This is a genomic window from Phaeacidiphilus oryzae TH49 (assembly GCF_000744815.1).
Lineage (GTDB): Bacteria > Actinomycetota > Actinomycetes > Streptomycetales > Streptomycetaceae > Phaeacidiphilus > Phaeacidiphilus oryzae.
Genome location: NZ_JQMQ01000005.1, coordinates 681832 through 699525, shown reverse-complemented (window position 1 = coordinate 699525; position 17694 = coordinate 681832). Strand labels below are relative to the sequence as shown.

14 protein-coding genes and 1 pseudogene are annotated in these 17694 nt (G+C 74.9%); 11 read left to right on the top strand and 4 right to left on the bottom strand.

What is annotated here, in order from left to right:
• The first annotated feature begins 44 nt into the window (after positions 1-44).
• The 4 genes from BS73_RS34465 (at position 45) to BS73_RS40295 (ending at position 2284) form a co-directional block, all read left to right on the top strand.
• Positions 45-644 carry a hypothetical protein gene (locus BS73_RS34465; protein ID WP_051939661.1) on the top strand — a complete coding sequence of 200 codons (600 nt, stop codon included), beginning with the start codon at positions 45-47 and terminating at the stop codon, positions 642-644.
• On the top strand, positions 641-1309 hold the full coding sequence (locus tag BS73_RS07440) for a cupredoxin domain-containing protein (protein ID WP_037570547.1): 669 nt from the start codon (positions 641-643) through the stop codon (positions 1307-1309). Before BS73_RS34465 ends, BS73_RS07440 begins: the two co-directional genes overlap by 4 nt.
• Positions 1310-1356: 47 nt before the next feature.
• Complete coding sequence (locus tag BS73_RS07435) at positions 1357-1812, top strand: VOC family protein (RefSeq protein ID WP_037570545.1); 456 nt, start codon at positions 1357-1359, stop codon at positions 1810-1812.
• A gap of 109 nt (positions 1813-1921) precedes the next feature.
• Positions 1922-2284, top strand: a complete 363-nt coding sequence (locus tag BS73_RS40295) for a ClpX C4-type zinc finger protein (protein ID WP_037570543.1) — start codon at positions 1922-1924, stop codon at positions 2282-2284.
• A 24-nt stretch (positions 2285-2308) separates the two neighbouring features.
• On the opposite strand, the gene BS73_RS07425 is transcribed toward BS73_RS40295, so the two are convergent.
• Genes BS73_RS07425 through boxC form a run of 3 tightly spaced genes read right to left on the bottom strand, consistent with a single transcriptional unit; the run spans position 2309 to position 6373 of the window.
• Complete coding sequence (locus BS73_RS07425; protein WP_235215336.1) at positions 2309-3184, bottom strand: amidohydrolase family protein; 876 nt, start codon at positions 3182-3184, stop codon at positions 2309-2311.
• A gap of 17 nt (positions 3185-3201) precedes the next feature.
• Complete coding sequence (gene boxB, locus BS73_RS07420) at positions 3202-4644, bottom strand: benzoyl-CoA 2,3-epoxidase subunit BoxB (RefSeq protein ID WP_037570541.1); 1443 nt, start codon at positions 4642-4644, stop codon at positions 3202-3204.
• 4 nt (positions 4645-4648) lie between these two features.
• Positions 4649-6373 (bottom strand): 2,3-epoxybenzoyl-CoA dihydrolase, encoded by a 1725-nt coding sequence (gene boxC / locus BS73_RS07415; protein ID WP_084703871.1) that lies wholly within the window; start codon positions 6371-6373, stop codon positions 4649-4651.
• A 606-nt stretch (positions 6374-6979) separates the two neighbouring features.
• On the opposite strand from boxC, the gene egtA reads away from it, so the two are divergent.
• The 6 genes and pseudogenes from egtA (at position 6980) to BS73_RS07390 (ending at position 15440) form a co-directional block, all read left to right on the top strand.
• Positions 6980-8275 (top strand): ergothioneine biosynthesis glutamate--cysteine ligase EgtA, encoded by a 1296-nt coding sequence (gene egtA, locus BS73_RS07410; protein WP_037570537.1) that lies wholly within the window; start codon positions 6980-6982, stop codon positions 8273-8275.
• A gap of 15 nt (positions 8276-8290) precedes the next feature.
• The gene (egtB, locus tag BS73_RS07405) at positions 8291-9733 is read left to right on the top strand and encodes an ergothioneine biosynthesis protein EgtB (RefSeq protein WP_084703870.1); all 1443 of its coding nucleotides are present in this window, start codon (positions 8291-8293) and stop codon (positions 9731-9733) included.
• Positions 9733-10422, top strand: a pseudogene (gene egtC / locus BS73_RS39285) (ergothioneine biosynthesis protein EgtC); the annotation flags it as partial. The gene egtB and the pseudogene egtC, both read left to right, overlap by 1 nt.
• 123 nt (positions 10423-10545) lie before the next feature.
• Positions 10546-11547, top strand: coding sequence for an L-histidine N(alpha)-methyltransferase (egtD, locus tag BS73_RS39280; RefSeq protein ID WP_037578613.1), 1002 nt, complete (start codon positions 10546-10548; stop codon positions 11545-11547).
• A 225-nt stretch (positions 11548-11772) separates the two neighbouring features.
• Positions 11773-13671: an ABC transporter transmembrane domain-containing protein gene (locus tag BS73_RS07395; protein WP_037570536.1), complete on the top strand. Its 1899-nt coding sequence runs from the start codon at positions 11773-11775 to the stop codon at positions 13669-13671.
• On the top strand, positions 13668-15440 hold the full coding sequence (locus tag BS73_RS07390) for an ABC transporter ATP-binding protein (protein WP_037570534.1): 1773 nt from the start codon (positions 13668-13670) through the stop codon (positions 15438-15440). The genes BS73_RS07395 and BS73_RS07390 overlap by 4 nt, the downstream gene beginning before the upstream one ends.
• Positions 15441-15669: 229 nt before the next feature.
• On the opposite strand, the gene BS73_RS07385 is transcribed toward BS73_RS07390, so the two are convergent.
• Positions 15670-16722, bottom strand: coding sequence for a helix-turn-helix domain-containing protein (locus BS73_RS07385; protein ID WP_051939658.1), 1053 nt, complete (start codon positions 16720-16722; stop codon positions 15670-15672).
• 147 nt (positions 16723-16869) lie between these two features.
• Here BS73_RS07385 and BS73_RS07380 point away from each other — a divergent pair, with 147 nt between their 5' ends.
• Positions 16870-17640, top strand: coding sequence for a G1 family glutamic endopeptidase (locus BS73_RS07380; RefSeq protein ID WP_051939656.1), 771 nt, complete (start codon positions 16870-16872; stop codon positions 17638-17640).
• Positions 17641-17694: the final 54 nt, after the last annotated feature.

The following is a 17694-nucleotide window of genomic DNA, read 5'->3' as shown; positions in this document are numbered from 1 at the left end:
GTACCGCCCACCCGCTTCCTTTCGACAAGCGAGGCATCTCCGCCATGACCGCTCAGACCGTCCCGGCCGGGACAGGGCCCGCCCCTGCGGCCACCACCGGCGCACTCCCGCAGCAGCACGGCGCGTTCACCGCTGCCGGGGACCGCTGCATCCTCGAACTCGACGCCCGGATGGGGCCGTTCACCACGCTCCGGGCCCGCTTCCGCAGCGCCCGAGCGATCCTCCACACGGCGGAGCAGCCCGAGGACTGGACGCTGCACGTCGAGGCCGACGCGGCCGACCTCACCACCGACCGGCCGTTCGCCCGCCGACCGCTGCTCGGCCGCGGCGGCCTGTCCGCCGGCCGGCACCCGTACCTGGGCTTCAGCTCGCATCGGATGACGGTCCGCGAGCACGAGCACGAGCGCAAGCAGGGGCGGGGGCGGGGGCGGCTGCTCGACGCCGACGGGGCCTGGCTGGTCCGCGGGGCCGAGCAGCCGGGCGGCCTGCGGATCCGGGTCACCGAGCAGAGCGCCGAGCGGGTGATCGTGTACGCCACCGGGGAGCTCGACTACCGCTCCCTGCGCGAGGCCTGCGGCTTCACGCTGCCCCGTACCGTGCCGGCCGACCGGCTGCGGCTGATCCTCGCGGCGGACCTGATATGAGCCGGCTCGGACGAGGACTGCCGTTCGCCCTCCTGCTCGGCCTGCTCCTCCCGGTGCTGCTGCCGACCGCCTCCGCCCAGCCCGCCCACGCGGCCTCCGGCGGCCGGTCCTACGCCGTGGAGATGACGGGCTACGCCTTCGCGCCGCGCTCGCTGACGATCCACGCCGGGGACACCGTCACCTGGACCAACCAGGACCCCGCCCCGCACGACGTCACCACCACCAGCGCCCCGGCCTCCGTCCACTCGCCGCAGTTCCAGAAGGGCCAGTCCTGGACCTACACCTTCACCACCCCGGGCACATACCAGTACTACTGCTCGGTGCACCCGGACATGACCGCCGTGCTGACCGTCCTCGCCCCGGCCACCACGGCCCCGGCCGCGCCGGCGCGGGTCAGTGCCAGGGCCGCCGCCCCGGCCACCCACGCCGGACACCCGAGGGCCGCCGGATCCTCCTCCGCGGCGGCCGCCGCCCCCGCGCCCGCCGTGTCGCCCACCGCCGCCGTCGCCCCCGCGCAGGCCCCGGCCCAGGAGGCCGCGCCGACGGCGGCGACCGGCACCACCGGTCGGCTCAACCCCCTGCTGCTGCTCACCGGGGTGGTGGTGGCCGTGGCGGTGCTCTGCCTGCTCCTCGTCGCCTCCCGTTCCGCCGCCGCCCGCGAGTGAGGGCTGCGGCCGGGCCCGTTGTCAGACCCCTCTGAGATGCTGCCCGCATGGAGATGGCACTGCAGTTGGTGGTGGACTGCGCGGATCCGCGCCGGCTGGTGGAGTTCTGGGCGGAGGCGCTGGGGTACATACCGGAGCCGCCGCCGGACGGGCATGCCAGTTGGCGGGAGTACTGGTCGGAGATGGGTGTTCCGGAGGAGGAGCTGCCGCCGGGGGCGGGGGAGCTGCCGGAGTCGGTGGTGGATCCGGAGGGGCGGGGTCCGCGGATCTGGTTCCAGCAGGTCCCGGAGCCGAAGCCGGGGAAGAACCGGCTGCACCTGGACCTGAAGGTGGGCGGCGGGCGGGGGGTCCCGCTGCCGCTGCGGACCGAGCGGGTGCGGGAGAAGACGGCGCGGCTGGTGGCGGCGGGGGCGAGGGTGCTGCGGACGACGGAGGAGCCGGGGATGGGCCACTACGCGGTGCTGCTTCAGGATCCGGAGGGGAACGAGTTCTGCGTGGTCTGAGATCGGTCGTCATCCGTCGTCATGGGTTGTCATGGGTTGTCGTTGGTTGTCAGGAAGTCCCTGACGCTCTAGGGTGTCAGGGCCACCCTGACGATCCTAGGAGTCCTTTATGGCGTCCGAGCTCGCCCACTGCTCGTTCTGCGGCAAGTCCGACACGCTGGTGGCCAAGATGGTCGCCGGGCCCGGGGTGAACATCTGCGACCAGTGCGTGGACCTGTCGGCGTCGATCGTCGCGGAGAGCCTGGGCAGGCCCGCCGCCGAGCCCCGGCCGCGCACCCTCTGGGAGTCGCTCTCCGACGAGGAGATGCTCAAGCACATCCCGAACGTCGCCGCGCACATCGAGCGGGCCGAGGCCGATCTGCGCTCCTGGGTGGGGGAGCTGCGCCGGCGCGGGGTCACCTGGACGCGGATCGGCGAGTCGCTGGGGATCACCCGCCAGTCCGCCTGGGAGCGGTTCTCCGGAGAGGAGTGAGCCGGGGCTCCGGCAGACCCTCCGTCAGATGTCCAGGCCGGGGAAGACCTTGGCGGCGTTGGCGGAGAGGACGGCGGTCAGCGCTTCCTCGGACAGGCCCAGTTCGGCCAGTGCGGCGGCGTTGCGGGCGGTGCTGGGGACGCCCGGCCAGTCGGTGCCGAAGAGCCAGCGTCCGGCGAGCCGCCGCAGGTCGAAGCGGGCGTAGTACTCCGGCAGGCGGCGCGGCGGCAGACCGGCCAGGTCCAGCCAGACGTTGGGCTTGTTGAGGGCCAGGAAGGCCGCCGTGTCGTACCACCAGCCGCGGCCGCCGTGCGCGAAGACGAAGTCCACGTCGGGGAAGTCCTCCAGCACGTCCAGCATCAGCTGCGGGTCGCCGAAGCGGTTGCGCGAGCCGGGGAAACTGGAGGTGCCGGAGTGGATGATCACCGGCACCCCGCGCTCCGCGCACAGCCGGTAGGCGGCGTACATCTCCGGTTCGTCGGGGGAGAAGCCGGCATGCACCGGGTGGATCTTCAACGCCACGGCTCCCAGGGCGAGTTGGCGCTCCAACTCGGCCTCGACCGGGTGGTGGAGGTGCGGGTTGACGTTGGCGACCAGGCGGTAGCGCACCGGGTCGTGCTCGACCAGCGGCAGCAGGTCCTCGATCGGCTGGATGCCGGTGGCGCGCGGGCTGTACTCGCAGAAGAGCAGCGCGCGGTCGACGCCCTCCGCGTCGAGGTGGGCGGAGAGCCTGGCCGGGACCGGCACGCCGGCCTCGTCGTAGACCGAGCGCCAGCGGGGGTTGAGCTGGTCGGCCCAGTCCAGCCAGGCGGGCTTCAGGGTGTCGAGGCGGGGGACGTGGAGGTGGCAGTCTACGAGGGTCCGTTCGATCCGTACGGGGCGTTCGATCCGGTCGGTCACGCGGTCACCACCTCCGCCTAGAGCCGGACGTACTCGTAGTCCAGGGGCTTGCCGTTGATGCCGCCGGCGGGCGGGGCCAGCCAGGGGGCGATTCTGCCGGGCTGGTACACCGGGCGCATCAGTGACCTGACGAAGGCCAGGTCGGCGGGCGTGGGCAGCCAGCGGTCGCGGGCCGCGGCCCAGGTCTCGGCGTCGGTGATCTCGCCGTCCGGGGTGATGTGGTGCCCGGCGGCGGCGCCGACCCGGCGGTTGAAGCCGGGGTGCGGGAGGTAGAGGCGGTGGTCCACACCCTCGGCGGCCAGGATGCGGTTCCAGCGCTTGACGCCGGTCCGGCAGTCCGCGATGTAGGAGTCGCGGAGGTCCAGGTTGAGCGCGGTCAGGGCGGGGACCTCGCGCTGCTGCCAACTCCCGTCCTCGGCGGGGACGTCGACCTGAACGGCGTCCTCGGAGAGGCGGTGGCCGTCCCGGCGGCGGCTCTCCTGCCAGCGGCCCTTCAGCCCGGCGGTGTAGTAGTTGGCGGCGTTGGTGGAGGTCTCGCCGCCGAAGAGGTCGAGGGAGACCGAGTAGTGGAAGTTGAGGTACTTCTGCACAACCGGCAGCGGGATGCCGCCGGCGTCGGCGATGTCCAGGGTGTCGTGCTCGCGGGTCAGTTCGGCGCTGCGGCGGACCACCCGGTCGACGCCGGTGACGCCGACGAACATGTGGTGGGCCTCCTCCTTCAGCATGAACTCGGCCGTGCGGGAGAGCGGGTCGAAGGCGCTCTCCTTGAGCGTGCCGAGCTGGTACTTGCCGTCCCGGTCGGTGAAGTACGTGAACATGAAGAAGGCCAGCCAGTCGGCGGTCTCCTCGTTGAAGGCGCCGAGGATCCGGGGGGCGTCCGGGGAGCCGGAGTTGCGGTGCAGCAGGGCCTGCGCCTCCTCCCGGCCCTCCCGGCCGAAGTAGGCGTGCAGCAGATAGACCATGGCCCACAGATGGCGGCCCTCCTCGACGTTGACCTGGAAGAGGTTGCGCAGGTCGTAGAGGCTGGGCGCGGTCAGTCCGAGCAGCCGCTGCTGCTCCACGGAGGCCGGCTCGGTGTCGCCCTGGATCACCACCAGCCGTTGCAGCTCGGCCCGGTACTCGCCGGGGATCTGCTGCCAGACGGGTTCGCCGCGGTGCTCGCCGAAGCCGATCCGGCGGTCCGGCTCGCGCTCGGCGAGGAAGATGCCCCAGCGGTAGTCGGGCAGCCGTACGTGGTCGAAGTGGGCCCAGCCGGCCCGGCCGACGGCGACGGCCGTGCGGAGGTACGCGGTGCTGTCGAGGGCGCCGCCCAGCGCCGGGCCCATCGTCAGCCACCAGTCGAGGAACTGCGGCTGCCAGCTCTCCAGGGCGCGTTGCAGGCGGCGGTCCTCGGCGAGGCCGACGTTGTTGGGGATCCGGGAGTCGTAGTCGATCGGGCTGGTGGCAGGCTGAGTCGACATGTCGTCAAGTCCTCTTGCGTCGGTAGCCGGGGCGGTGGCCGCTGCCGTAGCTGCGGAGGGCGCCGTCGGGGCCGGAGGCGTTCGGGCGGGTGAAGATCCAGTTCTGCCAGGCGGTCAGCCGGCCGAAGATCTTCGTCTCGGTGGTCTCCGGGCCGGCGAAGCGGAGGTTGGCCTCCATCGCGGTGAGGGCGTCCGGGGAGAGCGCCGCCCGGGCCTCGAGGACGAGGCGGATCTCGTCCGCCCAGTCGAGGTCGTCGGGGGCGTCGGTGACCAGGCCCAGGGCGCGGGCCTCGGCGGGGCCGAGCGGGCGGCCGAGGTACTCGGAGCGGAGGGCCTCCACGTGCGCCGGATCGCCGAGGAAGCGGGACCGGAGGCGGGTGAGGCCGTTGCCCATCGGGAGCTGGCCGAAGTCCGCCGCGGAGAGGGTGATCCGGGCGGGCGGGCCGGCCCCGGGGTCGTCCGAGGTGTCCAGGAGGTACTGGCGGTCGCAGGCCAGGGCCGGCTCCAGAAGGAGGCCGGCGCAGCAGGAGCCCGGCTCGATCAGGGCGATCAGGCTGCGCCCCGTCACATCCAGGCGCTTCAGGGTGCGCTTGTAGAGGTGGAGGGTCTCGCGGGCGACGCGGTCGCCCGCGGCGGCCGCCGCGAGGAGACGGGACTCGTGGGCGAGGACCGCGTCCGGGTCGCCCTCGGTGCGGATCACCCAGGTGCCGAGCTCGGGCTCGTTGAAGCGGAGGCGGAGGATCGCGTCGTCCAGCTCGCGGGCGAGGGTCAGCAGCCAGTACGGGTCGCCGGCCTCGGTGCTTTCGGCGCCTTGGGCGCCTTGGGCGGCTTCGGCGGCTTCGGTGGCTCCGGCGCCCGCCGTCGGCGGCCCCAGCAGGGTGAGTTCGACGAGCCGGCGCCCCCGGTCGAGGCCGGCGCGGACGTAGCGGTACTCGATCCGGTCGTCCGCGGTCTTGCGGTCCAGGGGCGGGAGTTCGATCCCGGCGGTGGGGCGCGCGCCGGAGTCCGCGGCCTCGGCCAGCGCCCTGGCGCGCTCGCCCACCACCCGCTCGAAGTCCCGGCGCGGCACGGCCGCGTCCACCAGCCGCCAGTCGACGGCGGTCCGCCCCCGGACGCCGTCCGGACGGGTGGCGAGGACGTCGGCGAGGTCGCGGCGGACTCCGCGCTTGTCGGTCAGCCGGGTCAGCCCGCCGGTGCCGGGCAGCACGCCGAGCAGCGGTACCTCGGGCAGGGCGACGGCCGAGGAGCCGTCGTCCACCAGCAGGATCTCCTCGCAGGCGAGGGCGAGTTCGTAGCCGCCGCCCGCGCAGGAGCCGTTGACGGCGGCGAGGAAGCGCAGACCGGAGTCGGCGGCGGCCTCCTCGATGGCGTTACGGGTCTCGTTGGTGAACCGGCAGAAGTTGGTCTTCCACTCGTGGGGTGCGGCGGCCAGCGTGCCGATGTGCGCCCCGGCGCAGAAGACCCCGGGCTTGGCGCTGGTGATCACGACCGCCCGCACCTCGGGGTGGGTGAAGCGGATCCGCTGTACGGCGTCGTGCAGTTCGACGTCCACGCCGAGGTCGTAGGAGTTGAGCTTGAGGCGCTGCCCGGGGAAGAGTGCGGCGTCCTCGTCGACGTCCAACTCCAGCCGGGCGAGCGGTGGTTCGATCACCAGCCGCCAGTGCCGGTAGCTCTCCGGGGTGCGGTCGAAGTCGACGGGGGCGGGGGGCGGGGGATCGGCCATGGCCATGCTTCAACTTCTACACCGGGCGCGCCGGACGTCAAGAGTCTGTAGAGCGTGGCCTGGGGAGCGTCGAGTCCGGCGGCGCCGCGGCCGGGCTGCGGCAGGGCCGCCGCGGGGCCGCCGCGGGGCTGCCGCGGGGCCGTCGCCGGGCCGTCGCGGGGCCGCCGAGGGCCGCTCGCCCGGTGCCGTTCACGCGGCTTCGGCGGGGCCGCGGCCGGCTGCGGCTGGGCTGCCGCGGGGCCGTCGCGGGGCGCTCGCTGGGCCGCTCGTCCGGTGTCGTTCGCGCGGCTTCGGCGGGGCCGCGGCCGGGCTGCGGCAGGGCCGGCCCGCGGGGCCGCCGCAGGGCCGTCGCGGGGCCGCTGCGGGGCGCTCGCCGGGCCGCTCGTCCGGTGTCGTTCACGGGATTGTCAGTGGTGCCGGTTAGCGTGCCTCTCGGAGCGTTCGAGCCGACGGTGGAGGAGGTGTCCAGAACGGTCGTTCCGGAGGTGGCGGGTACGCGCCAGGGGGTCGGCCGAAGGCATGGAACGGGAAAAGCGGGGAATTCGTTGGCCGGTTGTTCGACCCGGCCGACCGGCCGACTCGGGGCGCGGCCCCGGGGAGGAGGCAAGGACCATGACACTCCGTGAGGAAGATGCCGAGGCCCATGTGAGGGGCGTCTGCTTCAAGACCGGCCCTCCCGAACGGGTGGGCGTCGAACTGGAATGGCTGGTGCACGACCGGGCGGACCCGGCGGCTGCGGTGCCGGCGAAGAGGGTGGACGAGGCGTTGGCCGGCCTGGAGCCCCGCGGTTTACCGGGCGGTGGCCGGCTCACCCGGGAACCCGGCGGGCAGCTGGAGCTCAGCTCGCCGCCCGCCCCCGGACCGGTCGCCGCCGTGGCCCGGGCCGCCGCCGATCTCGCCGTCCTGAGGCGGCTGATGGCGGACGCCGGGCTGGAGCTCTCCGGCCAGGGCCTGGAACCGGTACGCCCCGTCGGACCGCGGGTGCTCGACCACCCGCGCTACCGCGCCATGGAGGCGTACTTCGACCGCTCCGGCCCCTGGGGCCGGATGATGATGCGCGGCACCGCCTCGGTGCAGATCAATCTCGACGCCGGCGACGCGGGTCCCGGCACCACCGGCTACCGCGACCGCTGGCTGCTGGCCCACCGGATAGGCCCGGTGCTGGTCGCGGCGTTCGCCAACTCGCCCCTCTGGCAGGGCCGGCCGACCGGCTGGCGGTCCACCCGCCAGGCGGTCTGGGCCAGGCTTGACCCCGGGCGCACGCTGCCCGCCGCCCGCCACGGACGATTCGCGGACGGCGGCGATCCCCACGACACCGACCCGGACCCGGGAGCCGAATGGGCCCGCTACGTCCTCGACGCCCATCTGCTCTGCCTGCGCGGGCAGGAACGGGCGCCGGACCTCGAATGGACGGCCCCGCCGGGGCTGTCCTTCCGCGACTGGCTGCGCGGCGGCGTGTCGGCCGGCAACGGGAGCGGACGGGTCGGCCGGCCGGCCACCCTCGAGGATCTGGACTACCACTGCAGCACCCTCTTCCCGCCGGTCCGCCCGCGCGGCTGGCTGGAACTGCGGATGGTCGACGCCCAGCAGGGCGACGACTGGCTGGCCGCCACCGCTGTCGCCGCCACGCTGCTGGACGATCCGACGGCCGCCGACGCCGCCCGCGAGGCCACCGAACCGCTCTGCCCGCCCGGCGCGCGGACGCCGGACCGCGAGGTGTGGCTGCGCGCGGCCCGGCTCGGCCCGGCGGACCCGGAGATCGGCCGCGCGGTCCGCGCCTGCCTGGCCGCGGCCGAGTCCGCCCTGGACGAGGGCGGGCTGCGGAAGGCGGTCGGCGAGTTCACCGAGCGCTACGCCGAGCGCGGCCGATGTCCCGCCGACGACCGGCTCGACGCCCTCACCACCTGAGGAGAGACGAACCAGATGAGCAGAAGCACCGCATCCACCGCCGCCTCCACCGCATCCACCGTGTCCGCTTCCGGCGCCGGCGCGCCCGCCGCCGAGGCCCAGGCCCCCGCGCCCGCCGCCGGCGCCCGGACCGAGGACGGCCCCGAGGTCCTCCGCGCCGTCGTCCGCGAGGTGCTGGAGCGCGCCCGCCGCCGTACCGCGCTGCTGACCGACTGCGTGGACGAGGCCGAACTCAACGCCCAGCACTCGCCGTTGATGTCCCCACTGGTCTGGGACCTGGCCCACATCGCCAACCAGGAGGAGATCTGGCTGGTCCGCGCGGCCGGCCGGCGCCCCGCACTGCGGCCGGAGCTCGACCCGCTGTACGACGCCTTCCGGCATCCGCGCGCCGACCGCCCCGCACTGCCGCTGCTCGGCGCGGCGGACGCCCGGCGCTACGGCGTCCAGGTCCGCGAAGCGGCGCTGGACGTGCTCGACACCGCCCAGCTGGGGCCGGACGCCGAGCGGCTGACCGCCCACGCCTTCGTCTTCGGCATGCTCGCCCAGCACGAGCAGCAGCACGACGAGACCATGCTCGCCACCCACCAGCTGCGCCGGGGCCCGGCCGTGCTGGACGCCCCCGCGCCACGGCCCGCGCCACCGGGCGCGGACCGGCTGCCCGCCGAAGTGCTGGTCCCGGGCGGCGAGTTCACCATGGGCACCGACACCGACCCGTGGGCGCTGGACAACGAGCGCCCGGCCCGCGCGGTGCACGTCCCCGCCTTCCACCTGGACACCGTCCCGGTCAGCAACGGCCGGTACCAGGAGTTCATCGAGGACGGCGGCTATGAGGACCCCCGCTGGTGGACGCCCGCCGGATGGGAGCACGTCCGGAGCGAGGGCCTTACCGCGCCGCTCTTCTGGACCAGGGACGGCTACCGGTGGCTGCGCCGCCGCTTCGGCCACACCGAGCCGGTGCCGCCGGACGAACCCGTGCTCCACGTCTGCTGGTACGAGGCGGACGCCTACGCCCGCTGGGCCGGCCGGCGGCTGCCGACCGAGGCCGAGTGGGAGAAGGCCGCCCGCTGGGACCCGGCCGCCGGCCGCTCCCGGCGCTACCCCTGGGGCGACGCCGACCCCGGCCCCGAGCACGCCAACCTCGGCCAGCGCCACCTGGGCCCGGCCCCCGTCGGCGGCTACCCCGCGGGCGCGGCGCCGAGCGGTGCGCGCCAGCTGATCGGCGACGTGTGGGAGTGGACCTCCAGCGACTTCCGCGGCCACCCCGGCTACGAGTCCTTCCCCTACCAGGAGTACTCCGAGGTCTTCTTCGGACCGGAGTACAAGGTGCTGCGCGGCGGCTCGTTCGCCGTCGACCCGGTGGCCTGCCGGGGCACCTTCCGCAACTGGGACTACCCGATCCGCCGCCAGATCTTCAGCGGCTTCCGCACCGCCCGCGACGCCGAAGGGACCACCGACTGATGTGCCGTCACCTCGCCTACGTGGGCCCCGAGCTGTCGCTCGACCAGCTGCTGCTGCGGCCCTCCGGGGGCCTCTTCGAGCAGGCCTGGGCGCCCCGGCGGCAGCAGCACGGAACGGTCAACGCCGACGGCTTCGGCATCGGCTGGTACCCGGCGGACGCCCGCCGCACCCCCTCCCTGCCGGCCCGCTACCGCCGCGCGGTCCCCATCTGGAACGACGGCAACCTCCCCGACCTGGCCCGCACCGTGCGCTCGGGCGCCGTCATCGCGGCCGTCCGGGACGCCACCGCCGGGACCTCGCCGGAGGAGTCCGCGGCGGCGCCGTTCGCCGACGGGCGGTGGCTCTTCAGCCACAACGGCGCGGTGCCGGACTGGACCGGTCTGCCGGTCTCCGGGCTGACCTCCGCCGAGCTGCTCGGTCTGGCCGCCCGCAGTGACTCCGCGCTGCTCTGGGCGCTGCTCTCGCGCCGGCTGCGGGCAGGCGAGCCGGCCCCGGAGGCGGCCGCCGCGGTGGTCCGGGAGACCGCCGCGGCCCGGCCGGAGGCGCGGCTGAACCTGCTGCTCACCGACGGGCGTTCGATCGTCGCCACCCGTTGGCGGGACACCCTCTGGTACCGGGAGGACGGCACCTCGGTGCTGGTCGCCTCGGAGCCGGACGGCGATCCGGCCACCGAGGGCGCGGAGTGGCGGGAGGTACCGGCCGACAGCCTGCTGGTCGCCGAGCCGGGGCGGATCCAGGTCACCCCGCTCGGGGAGCCGGCCCCGCAGGCCGGCCGGCAACCCGAGCCGGCCCGGGGGGAGACCCGCCAGGTGATGGCCCCGTCCTTCAGCCTCCACGGCCGGCTCCCCGCCGACCACGCGGCGCGCGGGTTGCGCGCCGACGCCCGCGCGGCCTTCGGCGGTGCGCCGGGGGAGCCGCGGATCCTCCCGCCCAAGTGGTTCTACGACGCCCGCGGCAGCGAGCTCTTCGAGGAGATCACCCGGCTGCCCGAGTACTACCCGACCCGGGCCGAGCTGGAGATCCTGCTTCGGCACGCCCCGGAGACCGCGGTCAGGACCGGTGCCAGGACGCTGGTCGAGCTGGGCTCCGGCTCCTCCCGCAAGACCCGTACGCTGCTGGACGCCCTGCGCTCGAACGGCACCCTGCGCCGCTACACCCCGCTGGACGTCAGCGAGGAGGCGCTGCGGGCCGCCGGGGAGTCGGTGGCCGCCGACTACCCCGGGCTCGAAGTGGCCGCGGTGCTGGCCGACTTCACCGAGGACGCGCTGCCGCCGGAGGCGGGTGCGGGCCCCGGCCCTCGGCTGGTCGCGTTCCTCGGCAGCACCATCGGCAACCTCGACCGGGGCCAGCGGGCCAGGCTCTTCGCGGCGCTGCGGGGCACCGTCCTCGGCCCGGGGGACTTCCTGCTGCTCGGCGCCGACCTGGTCAAGGACCCGGAGGTGCTGGTCCGGGCCTACGACGACGCGGCCGGGGTGACCGCCGAGTTCAACAAGAACGTGCTGCACGTCCTCAACCGCGAGCTGGGCGCCGACCTCGACCCCGAGGACTTCGACCACCTCGCGCTCTGGAACGCCGGGGAGGAGCGGATCGAGATGCATCTCCGCGCCCGGCGCGCGCTCTCGGTGAAGATACCGGCGCTCGATCTGAGCGCCGAGTTCGCGCCGGGCGAGACCCTGCGCACCGAGACCTCGGCAAAGTTCCGCCGGCAGGGCCTGGCGGCTGAGCTCGCCGAGTCCGGTCTCGCCCTCACCGAATGGTGGACCGACCCGGGCGAACGGTTCGCGCTGCTGCTGGCCCAGCCGATCGGCGACTGAGGCCGGCCGGGCCGCGGCCGTGCGGCCGGAGCCGTCCTGGAGCCGTTGAAGCCGTTGGAGCCGTCCCGGATTCCGGGACGGCTCCGGCCGCACGCCGTTATTCGGTTGAAACCCGCCCCGGAATTTCGGGACGCTGCCAGACATGCCGAGCAACTGACGCTTCCTGCGCGTCCACCCATCAGCCGCCCGTCCCGCCAGCCGCATCCACCCCCGCAGGGAGCGTCCATGCCCTTGATCAGACTTCCGCTGCCCGACCCCGGCAGTCCCGACCTCCGGACCGGGCTCGCGTTCCTGCGGTGGCTCGGCCACTGCCAGCGGCGCGGCCGAGCGCTGGCGGCGCTGTGGGCCGCGCTCGGCCTGGGCGCCCAGGCGGCCGTGCCGGTCTTCATCGGGCTCGGCGTGCAGGCCGTCGTCCACCACCGGACCGCCGAGCTCTGGTGGTCGGCGGGCGGGGCGCTCGCCCTGGGCGCGGTCAACTCGGGCACCCTGATCCTGCTGCACCGCCAGTCGGTGTGGAACTGGATCCACGCCGCCTCCCAGGTCCGCCAGCTGGTCGCCCGGCAGGCCTCCGAGCTGGGCGGCGGCCTCTCCCGGCGGATCGCCACCGGTGAGATCGTCGCGGTCAGCTCCGGAGACGTGGAGAAGATCGGCTGGTACGTGGAGACCCTGGGCCGGCTGGCCGGCTCGGTGGTGGTCTGGTTCGGCGTGGGAGTCGGGGTGCTGCTGGTGCAGCCGGTGCTCGGACTGGCCGTGCTGCTCGGGGTTCCGCTGCTGGCGGCCGCGGTCTGGCCGCTGATCGGGCCGTTCGAGCGGCGCTTCGACCGGCAGCGCGAACTGGGCGGCAAGGCGAGCGAGTTGGCCGCCGACACGGTCGCCGGACTGCGGGTGCTGCGCGGGATCGGCGGCGAGGAGCTCTTCCTGACCCGCTACCGCAGGGCCTCCCAGCTGGTCCGCGCGGCCGCCGTCCGGGCGGCCCGGATCTGGGCGCTGATGCAGGCCCAGCAGGTGCTGCTGCCGGGGCTCTTCGTGGTCGCCGTGACCTGGTACGGCGCGACGCTGGCGGCGGACGGCCGGATGAGCGCGGGCACCCTGATCGCGGTCTACGGCTCCACCGCCTTCCTGGCGCTGCCCCTGCGGGTGCTCGGCGAGGCCGCCCACGCCTGGACGGTGGCCAGGGTGTCGGCCGCCCGGGCGGTCCGGGTACTGTCGCTCAGCCGCGAGGGGACCGGACCGGCCGACGGGGCCGGCGCCGCCGACAGGTCCGACGGGACCGGCGCCGCCGCCGACGGCGCCGCCGGCGCGGCCCGCGCTAACGGGGCCGGCGCCGTCGAGCTCGACCCCGAGCGCGCCGCCCGCTCCGACCTCCACGACCCGGAGAGCGGGATCACCGCCCGCGCCGCCGAGTTCACCGCCGTGGTCTGCGGCGACCCGGATCTCGCCGGGCTGCTCGCCGACCGCCTCGGCGGGCATCTGCCGGGCGGCGAGGCCTCCCGGGTCCGCCTGGGCGGCGTACCGCTGGATTCGCTGCCGCGCGACCGGGCCAGGGCGCTGGTGCTGGTCCACGACAAGGACCCGGTGCTGCTCTCCGGCACCCTGGCCGAGCTGATGGACGTACCCTCCTCCGGCCGGGTGCCGGCCGCCGAGGCCTTCGCCGCCGCCCAGGCGCAGGACGCCCTGGACGCCCTGCTGGACGGGGACCCGGAGGCGGAGGGCGACCCGATGCGGGCCCGGATCACCCAGCGCGGCCGCTCGCTCTCCGGCGGCCAGCGCCAACGAGTGGCGCTGGCACGGGCGTTGATCGCGGACCCGCCGGTCCTGGTGCTGGACGAGCCGACCAGCGCGGTGGACGCCCACACCGAGAGCCGGGTCGCCCGCGGCCTCGCCGAGCTGCGCGCCGGCCGCACCACGGTGGCCTTCGCCACCAGCCCGCTGCTGCTGGACGCGGCCGACCGGGTGCTCTTCGTCCGCGACGGCCGGGTGGCCGCGACCGGCACCCACCGGCGGCTCCTCCACACCGAACCGGCGTACCGGGCCGTGGTCACCCGCGAGGCGGAGGAGCAGGACGTCGCCCGCGCCCCCGAGACATCCGCCGACACCGCCGCACTCACCGGAGACCCGCTGTGAAACCGCCCGCCGATCCCGCCCAGTTGGAACGGGACACCGCCACCCTCCTCCCGGTCGGCTCCACGGCCGGGGTGCGGAGCTACGTGCGGCTGCTGGCCCGCCGCCACCGCCGGGCGTTCTCCGCCGTCGTCGGCCTCCACGCGGTCGGCGCCGTCGCCGGACTGGTCGGGCCGTGGGTGCTCGGCGGACTGGTCGAGGGCCTGTCCACCAGCACCACCGCCGGCCGGATCGCGCAGGCCGGCGGGCTCTTCCTGGCCGCGATCGCCGTACAGTCGCTGTTCACCGGTCTGTCCCGGCTGCGCGGCTCGATCCTCGGCGAGAAGATCCTGGCCGACCTGCGGGAGGACTTCCTGGTCCGCTCGGTCGGCCTGCCGCCGGGCGTACTGGAGCGGGCCGGGACCGGCGACCTGGTCTCCCGGACCACCACCGACGTGGACCGGCTGGCCAAGTCGGTCCGTGACGCCGTGCCCGAACTCGCCGTCGCCGTGGTGTCGGTGGTGGTGATCTTCGCCGCGATGCTGGTCACCTCGCCGCTGATCGCGGTGAGCGCGCTGATCGGCGCCCCGGTGCTGCTGGTCGGCTCACGCTGGTACTTCGCCCGCGCCCCGCAGTCCTACCGCGCCGAGTCCGCCTCCTACGCCGCCGTCAACACCGCGATCGCGGAGACCGTGGACGCCGGCCGGACGGTGGAGGCGCTGGGCCTCGGCGAGCGCCGGGTGCGGGCAACCGACGAGCGGATCGGCACCTGGACCTCCTGGGAGCGCTACACCCTCTGGCTGCGCTCGGTCTTCTTCCCGACCGTCGACATGCCCTACTCCCTCGCCGTGGTGGCCACCCTCGGCCTGGGCGGCCTCTACACCCTGCACGGCTGGACCACCCTCGGCCAGCTCACCGCCGGCGTGCTGTACGCGCAGATGCTGGTCGACCCAGTGGACTCGATCATCCGCTGGTACGACGAACTCCAGGTCGGCCAGGCCTCGCTGGCCCGGCTGGTCGGGGTGCGCGAGATCCCGGACGCGGAGTCCGACGAGCGGCTCGACCCGCGGGGCCGCGAACTGGTCGCCGACCAGGTACGGTTCGCGTACCACAGCGCGGACGTCCTCCACGGCATCGACCTGGACGTCCGGCCGGGGGAGCGGCTGGCCCTGGTCGGCCCCTCGGGCGCGGGCAAGTCCACCCTCGGCCGGCTGCTCGCCGGGGTGTACGCGCCCAGGTCGGGGCGGGTCGCGCTGGGCGGGGCGGCGCTCGCCGAGATGCCGGCCGAACGGGTGCGGGCGCATGTGGCGCTGGTCAACCAGGAGCACCACGTCTTCGTCGGCACCCTGCGCGACAACCTCGCGCTGGCCCGCGCGGACGCGGACGACGCCGAACTGCGCGCGGCGCTGCGGGCGGTGGACGCGGACTGGGCCGACGCCCTGCCGGAGGGCCTGGACACCGAGGTCGGCTCCGGCGGCCACACCCTGACGCCCCCGCAGGCCCAGCAGCTGGCGCTGGCCCGGCTGGTGCTCGCGGACCCGCACACCCTGGTCCTGGACGAGGCCACCTCGCTGCTGGACCCGCGGGCGGCCCGCCGCCTGGAGCGCTCGCTGGCCCGGGTGCTGCACGGCCGCACGGTGATCGCCATCGCCCACAGGCTGCACACCGCGCACGACGCGGACCGGATCGCGGTGGTCGACGGCGGCCGGATCGCCGAACACGGCAGCCACGCCGAGCTGATCGCCTCCGGCGGGGCCTACGCGGAGCTGTGGCGGTCGTGGAAGGACGAGTAGGGCGCCGCGGGTTCCCGGGCGCGGTCGGTGCGAGGCGCGGCGAGACGGCGCGAGGCGGCGCGGCGCGGTGCGGTGGGCGGCTGGGCGCGCGGTTCGCGGCGCGGTTCGCAGGGCGGTTCGCCGCGCCGCTCATGCGACCGCCCCTGCTGGCCGCGCATCCGCGGGTCCCGCGCCGCGCCCGGTCGGCCGCGCCCAGTCGCTCGCGACCGATCGGCCGCGGCCGGTCGGCTCACAGCAGCCCGGCCCTGGTGGCCTGCAGTCCCGCCTGGAACCGGGTCCGCGCTCCCAGCTCGTCCATCAGCTCGCGTACCCAGCGCTGCACCGTTCGGGCGGAGACGCCGAGTTGGCGGGCGATGCTGTCGTCCGTGAACCCGGCGGAGAGCAGCGCCAGCAGCTCCCCGCGCCGGTCGGCGGCGTCCCTGCCGTCGGGCAGCCGGACGCCCCGGTGCCAGTACGCCTCGAAGAGCTCGATCAGCGCGTCCAGCAGTGAGGACGGCCGGACCAGCAGGGCGCTGGCCAGCTCCGCCCCCGCGGTGACCGGGAGCAGCGCCCAGGTGTCGTCGACGACCGCCAGCTTGCAGGGGAGTTCGGGCAGCAGGCGGGCCTCCTCGCCGGCCGCCAGCTGCTCCCGTATCCGGGCCAGCCGGGCCGGACCTCCGCCGCCGCCGGTCTCGTAGACCGAGCGCACCCGCACCCCGCGGGCCAGTACGCTGCGCTCCAACTCGGCGTCCGGCAGGGCCACATGCGGGGAGCGGTCGAAGACCAGCAGCCGTCGGCGGGCGCCCTGCTGGAGCTGGCGCCAGCGCAGCGCGATCGCCTCCCGGCCGCTGACCACCTCCACCAGGTCGGTGGCGGTGGGCTGTTGGGCGCGGCGGTAGAGCCGCATCAGCTCGGCGATCCGGCCGCGGGTGCGCAGCAGCTCCTCCTCGCGGCGGAGCAGCAGCATCTCGACGGCGAGGTTGGGCGCGGTGGCGGCCCAGCGCCGGGCGCCGTCCTGCGCCGGGGCCGACACCGGAGCCGCCGCAGGGGCGGACGCCGACGCCGGAGCCGGGAGCTGTTCGGCGAGGCCGTGGGCGGCCAGGCTGCACAGCAGCTCCTCGGCCGCCCGGGGCGGGCAGCCGAGTTCGGCGGCGAGCTCGGCGGCGGTTCTGTCCGGGGCGCTGAGCAGTCTGAGATACGCCAACTGCTCGGAGGCGCCGAGGCCGAGGCCTTCGAGCAGCCCTGGGGCGGCCTGCGGGCGATGGGGGACGGGAGCGCGACTGCCCGTGAGCTCAGCTGCCATGGCGAAATTATGGCATGTTCTCGCCATTTCGACTTTCGGAACCTCCGCCGCCCTTGAGCGTCCGCCACCCCGACCCCACGATGAACCCCACTCGACGGGGGCCCCACGCCCCCCGTTCGCCCCCACAGCACAGGAGTTGGGAACATCATGCGGATACGCCCCTCGGCCGCGTCGGCGCTCCTCCTCGCCGCCGCGCTCGTGCCCTGCGCCGCCGGAACCGCCGGCGCGAGCGCCCTCGCGACCTCCGTCGCGACCTTCGGTCCGGCGACCACCGCCCACGGCTCCTCGGGCATCCACCCCGACGACAGCAACTGGGGCGGCTACGTCGCCCAGGGCAGCTTCAGCAGCATCTCCGGCTCCTGGACCGAACCCCAGGTGACCTGCAACTCCAGCAACGACCTCTTCGCGCCGTGGGTCGGCCTGGACGGCTACGGCTCCGGCAGTGTGGAGCAGACCGGCGTGCAGACCGACTGCTCCAGCGGCCGTCCGGTGCTCTCCGCCTGGTACGAGATGTACCCGGCCTCGCCGGTGTACTGGAACGACCCGGTCTCCGAGGGCGACAGCATGACCGCCTCGGTGGTGAGCGACGGCGGCGGGAACTACAGCCTCACGCTGACCGACAACACCCAGGGCTGGACCGAGAAGACCGACCAGTCCTACGCCGGCCAGAACGCCAGCGCCGAGGCCGTCATCGAGTCGCCCACTTCCTCCTACCCGAGCTTCGGCAGCCTCTCCTTCAGCGGCGTCACGGTGGACGGCCGGCCGTTCTCGGACGCCGGCCCGTCCGCCCTGGACAGCGGCGGTTACGTGCCCGGTCCGCTCTCCGGCGGCGACTTCACCATCAGCCCGGGCGGCGCCGCGGTGGGCGCCCACTCCGGTGGGGCAGGGCAGACCGCCCGCCAGAACATCCGCTACTGACCGACCTGGGTCCGCGATCCGCGATCCGCGATCCGCGATCCGCGATCCAGGGTC